18 protein-coding genes are annotated in these 14706 nt (G+C 31.0%); 13 read left to right on the top strand and 5 right to left on the bottom strand.

Annotation, left to right across the window (positions count from 1 at the left end):
• On the bottom strand, positions 1-380 hold a 380-nt coding region (locus ACH2BG_RS12890), incomplete at its 3' end, for a glycosyltransferase family 2 protein (protein WP_395048099.1).
• Positions 381-854, bottom strand: coding sequence for a 23S rRNA (pseudouridine(1915)-N(3))-methyltransferase RlmH (gene rlmH / locus ACH2BG_RS12885; protein WP_395048098.1), 474 nt, complete (start codon positions 852-854; stop codon positions 381-383).
• Between the two features lie 107 nt (positions 855-961).
• Here rlmH and nadC point away from each other — a divergent pair, with 107 nt between their 5' ends.
• The 4 genes from nadC to priA are packed head-to-tail and all read left to right on the top strand — an operon-like array spanning position 962 to position 5659.
• Positions 962-1819, top strand: a complete 858-nt coding sequence (gene nadC, locus ACH2BG_RS12880; RefSeq protein ID WP_395048097.1) for a carboxylating nicotinate-nucleotide diphosphorylase — start codon at positions 962-964, stop codon at positions 1817-1819.
• Positions 1820-1833: 14 nt separating this feature from the next.
• The gene (locus ACH2BG_RS12875; protein WP_395048096.1) at positions 1834-2781 is read left to right on the top strand and encodes a YihY/virulence factor BrkB family protein; all 948 of its coding nucleotides are present in this window, start codon (positions 1834-1836) and stop codon (positions 2779-2781) included.
• A gap of 47 nt (positions 2782-2828) precedes the next feature.
• The gene (locus ACH2BG_RS12870; RefSeq protein WP_395048095.1) at positions 2829-3206 is read left to right on the top strand and encodes a DUF2147 domain-containing protein; all 378 of its coding nucleotides are present in this window, start codon (positions 2829-2831) and stop codon (positions 3204-3206) included.
• Positions 3207-3208: 2 nt separating this feature from the next.
• Positions 3209-5659: a primosomal protein N' gene (gene priA / locus ACH2BG_RS12865; RefSeq protein ID WP_395048094.1), complete on the top strand. Its 2451-nt coding sequence runs from the start codon at positions 3209-3211 to the stop codon at positions 5657-5659.
• Here priA and ACH2BG_RS12860 read toward each other — a convergent pair.
• Positions 5656-6348: a LytR/AlgR family response regulator transcription factor gene (locus ACH2BG_RS12860; RefSeq protein WP_395048093.1), complete on the bottom strand. Its 693-nt coding sequence runs from the start codon at positions 6346-6348 to the stop codon at positions 5656-5658. The genes priA and ACH2BG_RS12860 overlap by 4 nt on opposite strands.
• A gap of 168 nt (positions 6349-6516) precedes the next feature.
• On the opposite strand from ACH2BG_RS12860, the gene rpsF reads away from it, so the two are divergent.
• The 8 genes from rpsF to ACH2BG_RS12820 all read left to right on the top strand — a co-directional run bounded on the left by rpsF (position 6517) and on the right by ACH2BG_RS12820 (position 12152).
• Complete coding sequence (gene rpsF / locus ACH2BG_RS12855) at positions 6517-6858, top strand: 30S ribosomal protein S6 (protein WP_011963956.1); 342 nt, start codon at positions 6517-6519, stop codon at positions 6856-6858.
• Between the two features lie 5 nt (positions 6859-6863).
• The gene (gene rpsR, locus ACH2BG_RS12850) at positions 6864-7160 is read left to right on the top strand and encodes a 30S ribosomal protein S18 (RefSeq protein WP_011963955.1); all 297 of its coding nucleotides are present in this window, start codon (positions 6864-6866) and stop codon (positions 7158-7160) included.
• A 66-nt stretch (positions 7161-7226) separates the two neighbouring features.
• Complete coding sequence (rplI, locus tag ACH2BG_RS12845; RefSeq protein WP_395048092.1) at positions 7227-7670, top strand: 50S ribosomal protein L9; 444 nt, start codon at positions 7227-7229, stop codon at positions 7668-7670.
• A gap of 96 nt (positions 7671-7766) precedes the next feature.
• Entirely contained in the window at positions 7767-8240 is a 474-nt protein-coding gene (locus ACH2BG_RS12840) for a DUF6495 family protein (protein WP_395048091.1), read from the top strand.
• Positions 8241-8311: 71 nt separating this feature from the next.
• Positions 8312-10312, top strand: a complete 2001-nt coding sequence (gene ligA, locus ACH2BG_RS12835) for an NAD-dependent DNA ligase LigA (protein WP_395048090.1) — start codon at positions 8312-8314, stop codon at positions 10310-10312.
• Positions 10313-10360: 48 nt separating this feature from the next.
• On the top strand, positions 10361-11044 hold the full coding sequence (locus tag ACH2BG_RS12830; protein ID WP_395048089.1) for a hypothetical protein: 684 nt from the start codon (positions 10361-10363) through the stop codon (positions 11042-11044).
• On the top strand, positions 11031-11702 hold the full coding sequence (locus tag ACH2BG_RS12825) for a hypothetical protein (protein ID WP_395048088.1): 672 nt from the start codon (positions 11031-11033) through the stop codon (positions 11700-11702). Before ACH2BG_RS12830 ends, ACH2BG_RS12825 begins: the two co-directional genes overlap by 14 nt.
• Positions 11703-11939: 237 nt before the next feature.
• A complete protein-coding gene (locus tag ACH2BG_RS12820) occupies positions 11940-12152 on the top strand; it encodes a hypothetical protein (protein WP_395048087.1) in 213 nt (70 codons plus the stop codon).
• Between the two features lie 243 nt (positions 12153-12395).
• On the opposite strand, the gene ACH2BG_RS12815 is transcribed toward ACH2BG_RS12820, so the two are convergent.
• Entirely contained in the window at positions 12396-13313 is a 918-nt protein-coding gene (locus ACH2BG_RS12815; RefSeq protein WP_395048086.1) for a bifunctional metallophosphatase/5'-nucleotidase, read from the bottom strand.
• A 28-nt stretch (positions 13314-13341) separates the two neighbouring features.
• Positions 13342-14127 carry a 5'-nucleotidase C-terminal domain-containing protein gene (locus ACH2BG_RS12810; RefSeq protein ID WP_395048085.1) on the bottom strand — a complete coding sequence of 262 codons (786 nt, stop codon included), beginning with the start codon at positions 14125-14127 and terminating at the stop codon, positions 13342-13344.
• Positions 14128-14184: 57 nt separating this feature from the next.
• On the opposite strand from ACH2BG_RS12810, the gene ACH2BG_RS12805 reads away from it, so the two are divergent.
• Positions 14185-14703 (top strand): DUF6913 domain-containing protein, encoded by a 519-nt coding sequence (locus ACH2BG_RS12805; protein WP_395048084.1) that lies wholly within the window; start codon positions 14185-14187, stop codon positions 14701-14703.
• The last annotated feature ends 3 nt before the right edge of the window (positions 14704-14706 follow it).

Here is a 14706-nt window from a genome sequence, read left to right as displayed (position 1 = left end):
TCATTTGGTTTATCTTCTTGATATAAAATTCCACCATAAATTATCTTTTCATCATCGTTTATATGTGTAATATATTCTGATATAAAATTTATGTGGGTTGGAAGCGTATCTGAATCTAAAAAAAGTAAATTTTCAAATTTTGCAGTCTTTGCTAGTAAATTTCTAATGGCGCTTCTTCCAATATTTTTGTTTGAAATTTTGAAAGAACAATTATCTAAAGTATTTATGTTGGAGTTTTCTTTTAAAGAAATTTCATCTGTGGAGCCATCATCAAAAACAATAATTTCAAATGTAATTCCAGTCGCTATCGCTTGATTCTTTAGTTCTTCAACCAATGAAAAAGTATTGTAATTATAAGTAGGAATTAATATTGAAAGCATTTATTGATGGTGATACGGTTCGTTACGCAAGATAGTAAAACCACGATATAATTGTTCGATAAAAAACAACCGAACCATTTGGTGTGAAAATGTCATCGGCGAAAGCGAAATTTTACCAAAAGCTTTCTTGTAGACTTCCTCGCTAAAACCATAGGGACCACCAATCACGAATACTAAAGTCTTAATTCCAGAATTCATTTTTTTTTGTAATTCTTCCGAAAAAGCTACGCTCGAAAAGGTTTTTCCGTTTTCGTCTAATAAAATGAGTTGATCTGTTGGTGTGATTTTAGACAAAATAAGTTCGCCTTCTTTTTCCTTTTGCTGACTTTCAGATAAGTTTTTTACGTTTTTAATGTCGGCAATAATATCCAAATCGAATTTGATATAAAAAGACAAACGCTTTGTATAATCGTCAATTAATGATTGGAGGTTTTTATTATCGGTTTTGCCAATGGCAATGAGTTTGATATTCATTTTTTATAAATTCTGAATTACAAAGGTTAAAAATTTTCCCAAATAACCGAATAAACAAATAACCAAATCCACATTTTTCCCTATTTTAGCCTTATAATTTATTAAATATGATTTCAGAAGCACAGTTTAACCAAGAACTAGAATTAATTATTACAAACGGGATTCGAGAAGATATAGGTTCTGGTGATTATAGTTCATTGGCTTGTATTCCTGCTTCGGCAACCGGGAAAGCCAAGTTATTGGTAAAGGATAGTGGTATTATAGCGGGTGTCGAATTTGCAAAAATGATTTTTAACCACGTAGATTCAAATTTAGTTATTGAAACCTTTATACAAGACGGAAGCCAAGTAAAATATGGCGATGTTGTTTTTCATGTATCTGGAAGTTCTCAATCTATTCTAAAAGCAGAAAGATTAGTGCTTAATTCGATGCAAAGAATGAGTGCGATTGCCACAAAAACTAACAAATATGTACAATTACTTGAAGGGACAAATACTAAAGTTCTAGATACTCGCAAAACAACGCCATGTTTTCGTGCTGCCGAAAAATGGGCAGTAAAAATTGGAGGAGGCGAGAATCACCGTTTTGCTTTGTACGATATGATTATGCTCAAGGACAATCACAATGATTTTGCTGGCGGAATCACTTTGGCTATTGCCAAAACAAAACAATATCTTACAGACAATAATCTGGATTTGAAAATCATTGTCGAAGCCAGAAATTTAACAGAAATTAAAGAAATCCTACAATCCGAAGGCGTTTATCGCATATTGATAGATAACTTTAATTTTGAAGATACAAAAACAGCTGTCAAATTAATTGGAGACAAATGTTTAACAGAATCATCAGGTAATATCAATGAAAAAACCATTCGTGAATATGCGAATTGTGGTGTAAACTTTATTTCGTCTGGTGCCTTAACACATTCTGTTTATAATATGGATTTAAGTTTGAAAGCCATTTAATCTGCAATCTGAGTATGAGTCAAACGACAGAAGAAATATTGAAAAAAACCCCTGTAATCAAGCAATTTATTGTCATTTTGCAAAATATAAAATTGCCATGGTTGCAAGGAATATCTTTGTACGATTTGCTTCATTTTTATATTTCTGGAATTATTCAAGGTGCTTTAAGTTATAGAGCGGCAGCTATAGCGTGGAGCTTTTTTATGGCACTGTTTCCTTTTATGTTATTTATTTTAAACCTTATTCCGTATATTCCAATTGCTGGTTTTCAAAAAGATTTTTTAGGATTTGTAAGAGAAAATGTGCCACCTACCACTTTCGATGCGATCGATGTTATTATAAACGATATTCTTCACAACAGTCATTCAGGATTATTATCTACGGGAGTTGTTTTGTCCGTTTTTCTGATGACAAATGGTGTGAATGCCGTCATGAGTGGTTTCGAAACTTCGCAACACATTGTAGAAAAGCGAGCTTATTTTAGACAATATTTCGTAGCACTATTTATATCTATGCTACTTACATTTATCTTATTGATAACAGTTGCTATCATTATTATTTTCGAGGTCTTTATACAGAGAACCATTATTCAAGATGTTCTTTCTAGCCGAATTTCCGACAAAATTTCGCTCATAGAATTTGGTCGATATTCCTTTATAATTATTATGATATTAACATCAATCGGAATACTCTTTAGATTCGGAATCAGACAAACAAAAAAACGAGCTTTTATAACAATAGGCGTTGTTTTTACCACCGTTTTAATCATTTTGTCATCTTATTTTTTCGGTATTTGGGTAGTAAAATTTTCAAAATATAATGAATTATACGGCTCGATAGGAACATTACTAATCGTAATGTTTTACCTTTGGATAAACTGTATGGTACTATTATTAGGTTTCGAATTAGACGCATCAATATACAAGCTTAAACACCACCCAACTAAAAATCCACACTTATGATGATGAGAAAAATAACATTTTTATTTTTATTTTTTGCATGTTTCCAAATGCATTCACAAACCGTTTTAGGAAAATGGAAAACGATTGATGATAAAACAGGAGAAGCAAAATCTATTGTTGAGGTGTATGAAAACAACGGAAAATTGTACGGAAAAGTTATCGAAATTTTTGATGCTACCAAGCGCAATAGAAAGTGTGAAAAATGTGAAGGAATAGATAAAAACAAACCCGTTTTAGGACTTGTAATTATAAAAGGGCTTACAAAAGATGATACCGAATACAATGGCGGAAAAATCCTAGATCCTGAAACAGGTAATTTATACAAATGTATTCTTAAACTCTCAGGGAAAGACAAGTTGGATGTTCGCGGTTATATGGGATTTGCCTTAATTGGTCGTTCGCAAACTTGGGTTAGAGTAAAATAAAAATGCAACATTTCATACAAGTTATTTTACCACTTTCACTTCCGCAAACCTTTACTTACAGTGTTTCGGAAGCAGAATTCGAATACCTAAAAATTGGTATGCGTGTGGCGGTTCCTTTTGGCAAAAGTAAATTTTATACAGGCTTGGTTTCGGAGTTGCATCATTATGCGCCAACTTTATATGAAGCCAAGGAAATTCATCAAATTATAGATGACAAACCTATTGTAACTAAAATACAATTACAACATTGGCAATGGATTGCCTCTTATTATATGTGTACGCTGGGCGAAGTTTTTAGATGTGCTTTGCCATCGGCATTACAATTAGAAAGTGAAACAATTATTTCTGCCAAAAAAGATTTTTCGGTTAATGAAAACGAACTTTCGGACGAAGAATATTTATTGGTAGAAGCCTTAAATCAGCAAAGTTCTCTCAAGATTAGTGAGGTTACTTCGGTTTTAAACAAAAAGAAAGTTTTTCCAATAATCCAACAGCTTTTAGCAAAAAATATCATTACACTTCAGGAAGAAATGGTCGAAGAATACAAACCCAAATTGGTTCGTTATATTCGCTTGTTTTCTGAGTTTAATTCTAATGAAAAACTCGAGAAATTATTATTGGTTCTAAAAAATGCACAAAAACAAAAAGAGATATTATTAAGTTATTTTCAATTACAAGCTTCTATAAAAAAGCCCATTTCTGTTAAAGAATTGACCGAATTTTCAGGAGCAACATCAGCAACTGTAAAAGCATTAATCGATAAAAAAATTTTCGAAGAATATTATATTCAAGAAGACCGAGTTTCGTTTGATGATGTAAATGAAAGCCAGATTGTATTAAGCGATCCACAAAATAAAGCTTTGTCGGAAATTCAAACAATTTTCGCTTCAAAAGATGTCTGCTTGCTTCACGGAATCACCGCTTCAGGGAAAACTGAAGTCTATATCAAGCTAATTGAAAGCTTTTTAGAACAAAAAAAACAATGTTTGTACTTGTTGCCAGAAATTGCGCTTACCACACAATTGGTTTCTAGATTAACCAAGCATTTTGGAAATAAAGTAGCCGTTTTTCATTCAAAATATAGTAATAACGAGCGTGTTGAGGTCTGGAATCAGGTTTTAAACTCGTCCGAGAAAGCTCAAATTGTTATTGGAGCTCGTTCGGCAATGTTCTTGCCTTTTCTAGATTTGGGATTCATTATTATCGATGAAGAACACGAACAAACATTCAAACAAACCGATCCTGCACCACGCTATCATGCTCGTGACGCTGCGATTGTTTTGGCAAATTTTCATAAAGCGAAAGTGTTGTTAGGTTCCGCTACGCCAAGTATCGAAACTTATTTTAATACTCAAAATAGTAAATATGGATTGGTCGAATTACACGAACGTTTTGGAAATGCTGTTTTACCAGAAATAGAATTGGTTGATTTGAAAGATAGTTATTTCCGCAAAAAAATGACGGGACATTTCAGTCAAAATTTAATCGATTCCATCTCCGAAGCTTTGTCAAACGGAGAACAAATTATTTTATTTCAAAATCGTCGTGGTTATTCGCCAGTTATCGAGTGTATGACTTGTGGTCACGTGCCGCAATGTCCGCAATGTGATGTGAGTTTAACGTATCATAAATTCAAAAATCAGCTGCGTTGTCATTATTGTGGTTACAGTATTGCCAAACCAACTAATTGTCACGCTTGTTCAAGTATCGATTTGACTTCGAAAGGTTTTGGAACGGAACAAATTGAATTAGAATTGGCTTCAATTTTTCCGACAAAAAATATCAAACGAATGGATCAAGATACCACTCGAGGTAAATATGCTTTCGAGAAGTTGATTGATAGTTTCAAAAACCGAGAAGTAGATATTCTGGTTGGAACACAAATGCTTGCCAAAGGATTAGATTTTGATAATGTATCGCTCGTAGGAATCCTTAACGCTGATTCTATGTTGTATTTTCCAGATTTCCGAGCTTTCGAGCGTAGTTTCCAGATGATGACGCAAGTAGCAGGTAGGGCAGGAAGGTCTGACAAGAAAGGGAAAGTGATTATTCAGACTTATAACACAAATCACAATACGATTCAGCAAGTGGTGCAAAATGATTATTTTTCGATGTTTAACGAGCAATTATACGAGCGAAAAATATACAATTATCCGCCATATTTTAAGTTGATTAAATTGATATTAAAACAAAAAGATTTCGACAAGCTAAAAGAAGGTTCTATGTGGTTGTATCAGGTTTTGAAACAGCAGTTTGACATTCCTATACTTGGACCAGAAGAACCAGCCATAAACCGAATTAGAAACGAATATATAAGAACAATTTTGATTAAAGTTCCCCAAGAAAAATCATTGGGAAGCACAAAAAAAACTATTCAAAAAATTCTGAATAGTTTCGAGTCTGTGTCGCAATTTAGAGCCATCAAAGTAACTGTAAATGTTGATTTTTATTAAAAATCTAAAGCTTTCGCTAAATCTTCTTTTTTGTTTCGGCTTAATGGAATTTTAGTAATTCCAATTTCGGCAAATTTACTATTGAATTTCTCAATTTTATCAATATTAATAATAAAAGATTTGTGAACACGGATAAATTTTTCTTTAGACAAATCTTGTTCAAACGATTTCATAGTCGATAAAACTAGGTGGCTATCATCTTCGGTAACAATTTTTACATAATCTCCGTAAGCTTCAATCCATTTTATTTTTGCGGTATAAATTTTAAGTTTCTTTAAGTTGCTTTTTATAAAAATATGCTCACCTTCTTCCTCAAGACTATCTCTTCGAAGTTGGTGCATATCTAATGCGCGTTTTACAGCAGCATTGAAGCGTTCTTTTGTTATTGGTTTTTGCAAATAATCCGTTGCATCATAATCGAATGCTTTGACAGCATATTCAGCTTTTGAAGTAACAAATATAGTTTGTGGCTTTTCTTTTAGTCCGTCTAATAAGTTAAAACCACTTATTACGGGCATTTCTATATCTAAAAACAATAAGTCGACAGGTTTCGTAGTCAAACAATTTTTAGTTTCAACAGCATTGGAAAAATCGCCTACTAAAGTTAAGTTAGGATGAGATTCTACTAGTTTTGTAACCAAAATTCTTTGAATAGAGCTGTCATCTACGACAATACAGTTCAATTTCATAACACCATTTTAATAAATTTGTAATATAAATATACTTTTTTTTATTTAACTACCAAACTTTTTTCGGAGAAATATTTACTTTCGTCGATTATTTATGCATTTAGCTTGTGTATTAAAATTTAAACACTACTTTTGCACCCATATTTTTAACAAATAAAATTTTATATTATGAATCATTATGAAACTGTTTTCATCTTGAATCCCGTTTTATCTGAAACCCAGGTAAAGGAAACAGTAAGCAAATTTGAAGATTATTTAACTTCAAAAGGAGCTACAATGGTATCCAAAGAGGATTGGGGCTTGAAAAAGATGGCTTACGAAATTCAAAACAAGAAAAGTGGTTTTTACCATTTATTCGAATTTACAGTTCCAGGAGAAGTGTTAATTGGTTTTGAAACTGAATTTAGACGTGACGAACGTGTTATGCGTTTCTTAACTGTAAGTTTAGACAAACATGCAATATCATGGGCTGAGAGAAGAAGAGCAAAATTAAAAGCAACTAAAGCGTAATTATTATGTCAACATTACAACAATCAGCTTCAGGAAAAAAAGACGGAGATATTAGATATTTAACGCCTTTAAACATAGATACGAACAAAACTAAAAAGTATTGTCGTTTCAAAAAATCTGGAATCAAATATATCGATTATAAAGATGCAGATTTCTTATTGAAATTCGTAAACGAGCAAGGTAAAATTTTACCACGTCGTCTTACAGGAACTTCATTAAAATATCAACGTAAAGTTTCAGTTGCTGTAAAAAGAGCACGTCACTTAGCATTTATGCCATACGTTGCCGATTTATTAAAATAATTTAAAAACTCAAAGTTGTTGGTTTTTCTACAATGAAAACCTAACTTCTCTAACAAGGACATCAACATGGAACTTATATTAAAACAAGACGTACAAAATGTTGGCTTTAAAGACGATATCGTATCTGTAAAAGCAGGTTACGGTCGTAACTTTTTAATTCCTCAAGGATTTGCTCACATGGCAACTTCTTCTGCGAAAAAAGTATTAGCTGAAAATTTAAAGCAAAGAGCTCACAAAGAAGCTAAAGTAGTTGCAGATGCAAACACATTAGCAGAAGCTCTAAAAGCTATCGAAATCAAAATTTCTGCAAAAGCAGGTGGTGAGAAACTTTTTGGTTCTATCACTAACATTGATATCGCTGAAGCTTTAGCTAAAGGAGGTCAAACTATAGACAGAAAATTTATTACTTCAGGTATCGTAAAAAGAACAGGAAAATACAATGCTTCAGTTCGTTTGCACCGTGATGTAATTGTAGATTTAGCTTACGAAATTGTTGCTGAACAAGCATAATTTCTTGCAAATATTAAAAGCCTTCTTGCAAAAGAAGGCTTTTTTTTTATCTTTTTTTTGAAATCTAAGAAATCTAACAAATCTAAGAAGTTTAAAATGAAATACGACAGACTAACCAAAGAGCAATTTGAAGAATTGCATCCAGAATTTATAACTTTTCATTCAACTCAATCTATCGACAAAGGTGAATGGGACAAAATTAAACTCGAAAAACCAGAAGTAGCCGAACAAGAATTAGATATTTTTTCAGATTTAATCTGGGAAGGAGTTTTAACTAGAGCTGAATATTTAGAACATTTTTCTAAAAATTATATTTTCCTTTTTCATTGTTTTGATACTCATGTGCAATCGATAGTATTAAAATCGGTCGTGCCAGAAACAAATTTCCTGACTAAAGAAGGTTTGCAATGGTTAAGCGACAACATGTTTACAGACAATATCGAAATGAAAGTAGGTAAAAAAGAATTTAACGAAGAAAGAAATACGTCACTTTTCGAATTGATACAACAAGGCGCTTTCTTGAGTGAAGGGCAGTTATTTAAACAAATAAATAGTATAATGAATTCCTGATTTTAGGATTTAAATTCAATAAAATTGGTTATTTTAGTGCTCATAAACTAGAATAGCCAATTTTGTCATTTATGGACGTTTTACAAAAAATACAATCATTACGTGAGGAACTTAATCTTCACAATTATAATTATTACGTTTTAGATAATCCCACGATTTCAGATTATGATTTTGATGTAAAACTGTCTGAACTTCAAGGTTTAGAAGCAAAACACCCAGAATATTTCGATGAAAATTCTCCAACACAACGAGTTGGTGGAACAATTACCAAAAATTTCGAAACCATAAAACACGATTACAGAATGTATTCGTTAGATAATTCCTATTCAAAAGAAGATTTGTTAGATTGGGAAACCCGAATTCAAAAAGTATTGGGCGATGTTCCATTAAAATATATTTGCGAGCTAAAATATGACGGAGCTTCAATTTCTATCACTTACGAAAACGGAAGGTTAGTTCGTGCTGTAACTCGTGGCGATGGTTTTCAGGGTGATGATGTGACCAATAATATCAAAACAATAAAAGCAGTTCCTATAAAACTGAAAGGAGATTTTCCTGATAAATTTGATATTCGTGGAGAAGTAATCTTGCCTTTTGCTGGTTTCGAAAAAATGAATCAAGAGTTAATAGAAATTGGAGAAACACCTTATTCAAACCCAAGAAATACTGCTTCGGGAAGTTTAAAATTACAAGATAGTGCCGAAGTTGCCAAACGTCCTTTAGATTGTTTGTTATATTCATTAATCGGAAATAATTTGCCATTTCAATCTCATTTCGATGGATTAGAAAAAGCTAGGCTTTGGGGTTTCAAAGTTCCAAAACAAAGTCATTTGGCTAAAAATATGAATGAAGTCTTCGATTTTATAAATTTTTGGGATAAAAATCGACATACTTTACCTTATGAAACCGATGGAGTAGTGGTAAAAGTAAACGATTTGCATTTGCAAGATGAGTTGGGATATACAGCAAAATCACCACGTTGGGCTATAGCATATAAGTTTAAATCGGAACAAGTTTTTACAAAATTAAATTCAATTTCATATCAAGTAGGAAGAACAGGATCTATCACGCCAGTGGCAAATCTTGAACCTGTTCAGTTGGCTGGGACAATTGTAAAACGAGCTTCTTTGCATAATGCAGACCAGATAGAAAAATTAGATATTAGAATAAATGACACCGTTTTTGTAGAAAAAGGCGGCGAGATTATTCCTAAAATTATTGGTGTCGATTTAGAAAAAAGACCTTCAAATTCTGAAAAAACGATTTATTTAACGCATTGCCCAGAATGTCAAACCGAGTTGGAAAGAAAAGAGGGAGAAGCCAATCATTATTGTCCTAATTTTTATGGTTGTCCACCACAAATTATAGGTCGAATTCAGCATTACATTTCCCGAAAATCTATGGATATTGAAGGGTTGGGAGGAGAAACGGTCGCTCTATTGTACAATAATGGATTGGTAAAAGATTATGCCGATTTGTATGATTTATCAGTAGAACAAATTTTGCCATTAGAAAGAATGGCACAAAAATCAGCAGAAAACTTAGTGCAAGGTGTTCAGAAGTCTAAAAATATTCCTTTCGAAAATGTTTTGTTTGCACTTGGTATCCGATATGTTGGAGAAACGGTTGCTAAAAAATTAGCCAAACATTACAAGAATATTGATGCTATTGCTAATGCTAATTTGCTCCAATTGGTTATGGTTGATGAAATTGGAGATAAAATCGCGCAAAGTGTTGTTGAATTCTTTGATAATCAAGAAAATAGAATTATCGTAGAAAGATTAAAAACGAGCGGTGTTCAGTTAGAAATTTCTGAAAGTAATAGTACTGTAATATCTGACAAGCTTTCAGGTCAAATATTTGTTGTGTCAGGAGTTTTTGAAAAATTCTCACGTGATGATTTAAAAAAAGCGATTGAAGATAATGGCGGAAAAGTTGGAAGTTCAATATCGGCAAAGACAAATTATGTAATCGCTGGTGATAATATGGGACCTGCAAAGCTGGAAAAAGCAAATCAATTGAAAATTTCGATAATTAGTGAAGATGATTTTATGGCTTTATTGACTATATAAGAAAGATTATAAAAAAATCCTTAAAGAATAATTTTGTAAGTTTATAAAATGAAAGCGATAAAACCGCCACTATTGTTGTATGTAATTTCAGGATTTTTATTTTTCCTATCAATAATTATTGATGATGAGTATTTAACTTTAGTGTCAAAACCTGTTATATCTACTTCAATATTTTTTTATTATCTGCAAGAAAGTCGTGGCAAAGTTAACTTTTGGTTTTCAGCAGTTCTAATATTACTTTTTGTAAGTGGTATTTTTAATCTTTTTGAAGATGAGCTTACTCTTCAATATGTAATCCTAATAAACTTAGTAGTTTACTGTATTCTTTTGGGTTTTGTGATTAGAAGTTTATTTGAAATAAAATTGAAATTACTAGATAATGTCAGCTTAACCTACATAACTTTAATGTTGTTTTTCTTGTCTTGCTTACTTTATGTATGTTTGTTTTTAGTATTTGATTCGAAATCAGTTTTGTATTTATACCTTATTGTTTATGGTTCAATATTGTTAATATTAGGCTTTTTAAGTACAGTTTTGTATGTTCTAAAAAGTAGTAAAGAAATTTTATATCTGATGATGGCAACTTTTTGTTTTATAATTTGCGATTTGTTTTATGTGATTTATTACTACTATTATGATTTTATTTTTTTTAGATATGTGAGTATTTTTTGTAATATTGTGTCCTTTTACTTTTTAGTAAATTATTTTTTATTAAGAGATGAAAACGAATAATCCATCACTTTTTTTGTATTTATTTGCAAGTATTTTTGAGGTTATTGGAATCGTTATAAGAAATGAACTTATAACGCTTTTGATGAAACCCATGATTGTACCTGCAGTTTTTTATTACTATCTTCAAGTAAAAGAAGGGAAGATAAATTGGCTTTTTTTAGTAATATTGTTAAGTAGTTTCACTTCAGATATGCTTGTTTTGTTCGAATTACCAGATGGTAATATTCCAATTGCATTATTAAATATGTTCTGTTATTTGATATTTATATATTTTGCAATCAAGGATATATTCCTAAAAAACCTATCTGATATAAAGTTTTTTTATTTTGCATTAATCGTAATAGGATGTTTTACTATCTTATATGTTGTATTGGGTTTGATGTCAGGGTTAGATAATTTTTCTAATAACTTATATGTTATTTATGGAATTGTATTATGTATTTTGGCCTCAATCATTGGTTTCAATCATTTGAATCAAGAAAGCAATAAGACATTTTATGCATTAATTATGTGTATTTGTTTTATTACTACCGATGTTTTTTATGCTGTATATAATTTTTATTTAAACTTAGAAATTTTTATAGTTTTAAATGTAACAGTTCAATTTGCGTCTTATTATTATATGGTAAGGTATATAACTTGTAATCCTGAGAAGTAAGAAGTATTTTATAAAAATAAAAAATAAAGCCTCAAATATTGAAAGTACAAACGAAGTAAATGTTCTCATTTTGCTTTTCTTTGTTGTTACTTTGGCAGAAGTTATGGCAGGATTTTCTTGTTTACTAATTTTATTTACCTTCTAAAACCCTTACTTTGCCCGATTCTAATTACAATATATTGGAAATCGTCAATAAAGAAAAATAATTATTTTGTCCTTGCCTTAATTTTTGCCTTAATGGCAAACATATTTTTTATAGCAAAAGATTTTGGCTTGATACTATTAGGTTCGCTTTTCTTTATGTTTTACAGGATATTAATAATTCATCTTGTGATAAATTTTTTTAGGGTAAAAAATTATTTGCCAGTTTTTTTGGGAAGTATTCCGTTTGCAATTATTTTCTTATATGTTACCTGTCTAACGATTGATGAGCTAGGAAAAGGATTGTAAATATATATAATGCAAATTATATTTATGAGTTTTTTAGGTGGTTTTTCGCTAGGAAACTACATTGTAAATAAGAATAAAACGAATTTTTGGTTGCTAATAAGCTCAGTGTTATTTACCTTAATTCAGTTTATAATAACACAAAAATGTATTATATAAGCGTGTTTATTTTTCAGCCTATTGCTATAATATTTTATGCTATTGCGTAATTTTCGCTTTATAAATTTATAATTTTATCAGAGAAAACTAAACAATAATTTTCTTCCCACCAGCTGCAGCAACATTCTTTTCACTATCTAAATAAAAATCAATTCGACCCAAGTTTATTCCGTAGCACCCCACTTGGTTTATCAATACTTCTTTGTCTTCTAGGTTTTTTTCGATAACGGGCTTGTCTAAAAAAGTATGGGTGTGTCCGCCAATTATCAAATCGATATTTTTAGTTTTTCTAGCTAGATTAATATCTGAAGCTTTTTCTGGATCGTTTTTATAGTTAAAACCTAAATGCGAAAGACAAATTACAATGTCGCACTTTTCATTTTCTTTTAGAATACGTGACATATCCTGCGCTACTTCAATAGGATTATTGTACTTGGTTTCTTTATATAGTTTAGCATCAACAAGGCCTTGCAATTCGATTCCAAGCCCGAAAACACCTATTTTCAGACCCGCTTTCTTGAAGATTTTATAAGGTTTTACAAAAGTGTCAAGAACGGTATTTTTGAAATCATAATTTGCCGAAACAAAATCGAATTCTGCATGAGGCATTTGTGCGAGTAAACCTTCTATGCCGTTATCGAAATCATGATTTCCTATAGTTGCTAAGTCGTATCTCATCATGCTCATTAGTTTAAACTCGAGTTCTCCACCATAATAATTAAAATAGGGTGTTCCTTGAAAAATATCTCCAGCATCTAGTAATAACACATTTTCTTCTTCTCTTCTTATTTGTTCAACAATTGCTGCACGACGAGCCACACCACCCATATTTGGATTTTTAGGATCGTTAGCAGGAAAAGGATCTATATGACTGTGAACGTCGTTTGTATGTAAAACTGTAATTTTTTTTACATTATTAGTGGTAAAACTACTTAATGATAATCCCCCAAATGTTAATAATGTTGCACTTGCTGCAGTTTTCTGAATAAAATCTCTTCTTTTCATGGTCTTTTTTATTAATCAGATTGTAATGTTATTGTTTGATTTGAGTAACTTTTATTTTTTTAGTAATTGGAATGGTATCCACATCTTTAAAATAGTCAATCAATATGTTTCTAAGTTTATATTCTAAATCGTATGTTTTTGTATTTTTCTTAAAAAAGTTCATATTATCTCCACCATTCGAAAGATAATCGGAAGTTACTACGTAGTATGTTTTAGTAAGGTCTAGTGGTTTTTCGCCAACCATAATATCTGCTGATTTATTTTCAGCAGTTATAGTAAAAGTTATGCCAGAAATTGGGTGCGGTTTTTTCTCTTTGATAAAATAATTTGCAAATTCCGCAATTTGTTCGCCTAGTAAAGCAACAACAACTGTAGTGTTTTCGAACGGCATAATTTCAAAAGCAGTTCTTGTAGTTACATTACCTTGTGGAAGAATTGCTCTAATTCCGCCATGATTTAAGATACAAATATCAATATCTAAATTTTCACGTTTTTTGAAAATAGGATTTGTTTTTACGAGTGTAGCATCGGCAAGAAAATCACCAATATTACTTTGCCATTGTCCTTTGCTTTTGTCTAAAGTTTCTGGACAAACAGCTAAAACAGTATTCAACTCGTTGTCAATGTGTGTTCTATAAGGAGAAATGTAAGCATTGTATTCCGCAAGGGAATATGCTTTTTCATTTATGTTTAGCTGTTTGCCTTCTATTTTTGATATAACTAATTGTGCCGAACAATTACTTCCAAATACAATTAACGTTAAAATTAAAACAAAATGTTTTAAAACAAGGGCACTCTTTTTTACATTTACCATGACAATTGAATCTTATTTGATTAAATTTGTTTTTCAAGATTAATATGTAAAAGTAATATGTTTATAAAGTATATAAAAGAAATTTCTCTAAAAAAAATATTAAAAAGAAGTTTACATAACGTAAAGCCAAGTTCGTTAACAACGCCAATACAAACTTTAGGATTAGTAGTCGATGAAAGTTATTTTTCTGATAAAGAACAGCTTATACAAGAATTAGTTGCTTGTGGGATTAAAGAAAACAACATAAAAATGATTGTTTTTAGGGATAAAATTAAAAAAAATGAAACCTTTTCTCAGCCTACATTTAGTAATAATGATGTGAGTTGGAAAGGAGATTTAAAGCAAATTTTCGTTACAGACTTTATAAATACACCTTTTGATATGTTAATAAGTTATTATGACACCGAAAAAGCACCATTATTACTCATTACAAATCAATCTAAAGCCTTATTTAAAGTAGGGTTCTCTACTGTTGATAAAAGATTAAATCATTTAATGATTAATACCAACGCCGAAAATCACAAAGTTTTTGTTCACGAACTATTTAGATATTTAAAAATTTTAAACAAAATATAATCC

The organism is Flavobacterium sp. (genome assembly GCF_043779715.1).
Taxonomy (GTDB): domain Bacteria; phylum Bacteroidota; class Bacteroidia; order Flavobacteriales; family Flavobacteriaceae; genus Flavobacterium.
The sequence above is the reverse complement of the archived record's forward strand: the minus strand, read 5'-3'. Positions and strand labels throughout refer to the sequence as shown.

Coding starts and splice junctions, on each gene's coding strand:
- ACH2BG_RS12805 (WP_395048084.1), top strand. CDS start 14,185: ATGTTTATAAAGTATATAAAAGAAATTTCTCTAAAAAAAATATTAAAA.
- nadC (WP_395048097.1), top strand. CDS start 962: ATGATTTCAGAAGCACAGTTTAACCAAGAACTAGAATTAATTATTACA.
- ACH2BG_RS12830 (WP_395048089.1), top strand. CDS start 10,361: ATGAAAGCGATAAAACCGCCACTATTGTTGTATGTAATTTCAGGATTT.
- priA (WP_395048094.1), top strand. CDS start 3,209: ATGCAACATTTCATACAAGTTATTTTACCACTTTCACTTCCGCAAACC.
- ACH2BG_RS12820 (WP_395048087.1), top strand. CDS start 11,940: ATGGCAAACATATTTTTTATAGCAAAAGATTTTGGCTTGATACTATTA.
- ACH2BG_RS12825 (WP_395048088.1), top strand. CDS start 11,031: ATGAAAACGAATAATCCATCACTTTTTTTGTATTTATTTGCAAGTATT.
- ACH2BG_RS12810 (WP_395048085.1), bottom strand. CDS start 14,127: ATGGTAAATGTAAAAAAGAGTGCCCTTGTTTTAAAACATTTTGTTTTA.
- ACH2BG_RS12870 (WP_395048095.1), top strand. CDS start 2,829: ATGCATTCACAAACCGTTTTAGGAAAATGGAAAACGATTGATGATAAA.
- rplI (WP_395048092.1), top strand. CDS start 7,227: ATGGAACTTATATTAAAACAAGACGTACAAAATGTTGGCTTTAAAGAC.
- rpsR (WP_011963955.1), top strand. CDS start 6,864: ATGTCAACATTACAACAATCAGCTTCAGGAAAAAAAGACGGAGATATT.
- ACH2BG_RS12875 (WP_395048096.1), top strand. CDS start 1,834: ATGAGTCAAACGACAGAAGAAATATTGAAAAAAACCCCTGTAATCAAG.
- ligA (WP_395048090.1), top strand. CDS start 8,312: ATGGACGTTTTACAAAAAATACAATCATTACGTGAGGAACTTAATCTT.
- rlmH (WP_395048098.1), bottom strand. CDS start 854: ATGAATATCAAACTCATTGCCATTGGCAAAACCGATAATAAAAACCTC.
- ACH2BG_RS12860 (WP_395048093.1), bottom strand. CDS start 6,348: ATGAAATTGAACTGTATTGTCGTAGATGACAGCTCTATTCAAAGAATT.
- ACH2BG_RS12815 (WP_395048086.1), bottom strand. CDS start 13,313: ATGAAAAGAAGAGATTTTATTCAGAAAACTGCAGCAAGTGCAACATTA.
- rpsF (WP_011963956.1), top strand. CDS start 6,517: ATGAATCATTATGAAACTGTTTTCATCTTGAATCCCGTTTTATCTGAA.
- ACH2BG_RS12840 (WP_395048091.1), top strand. CDS start 7,767: ATGAAATACGACAGACTAACCAAAGAGCAATTTGAAGAATTGCATCCA.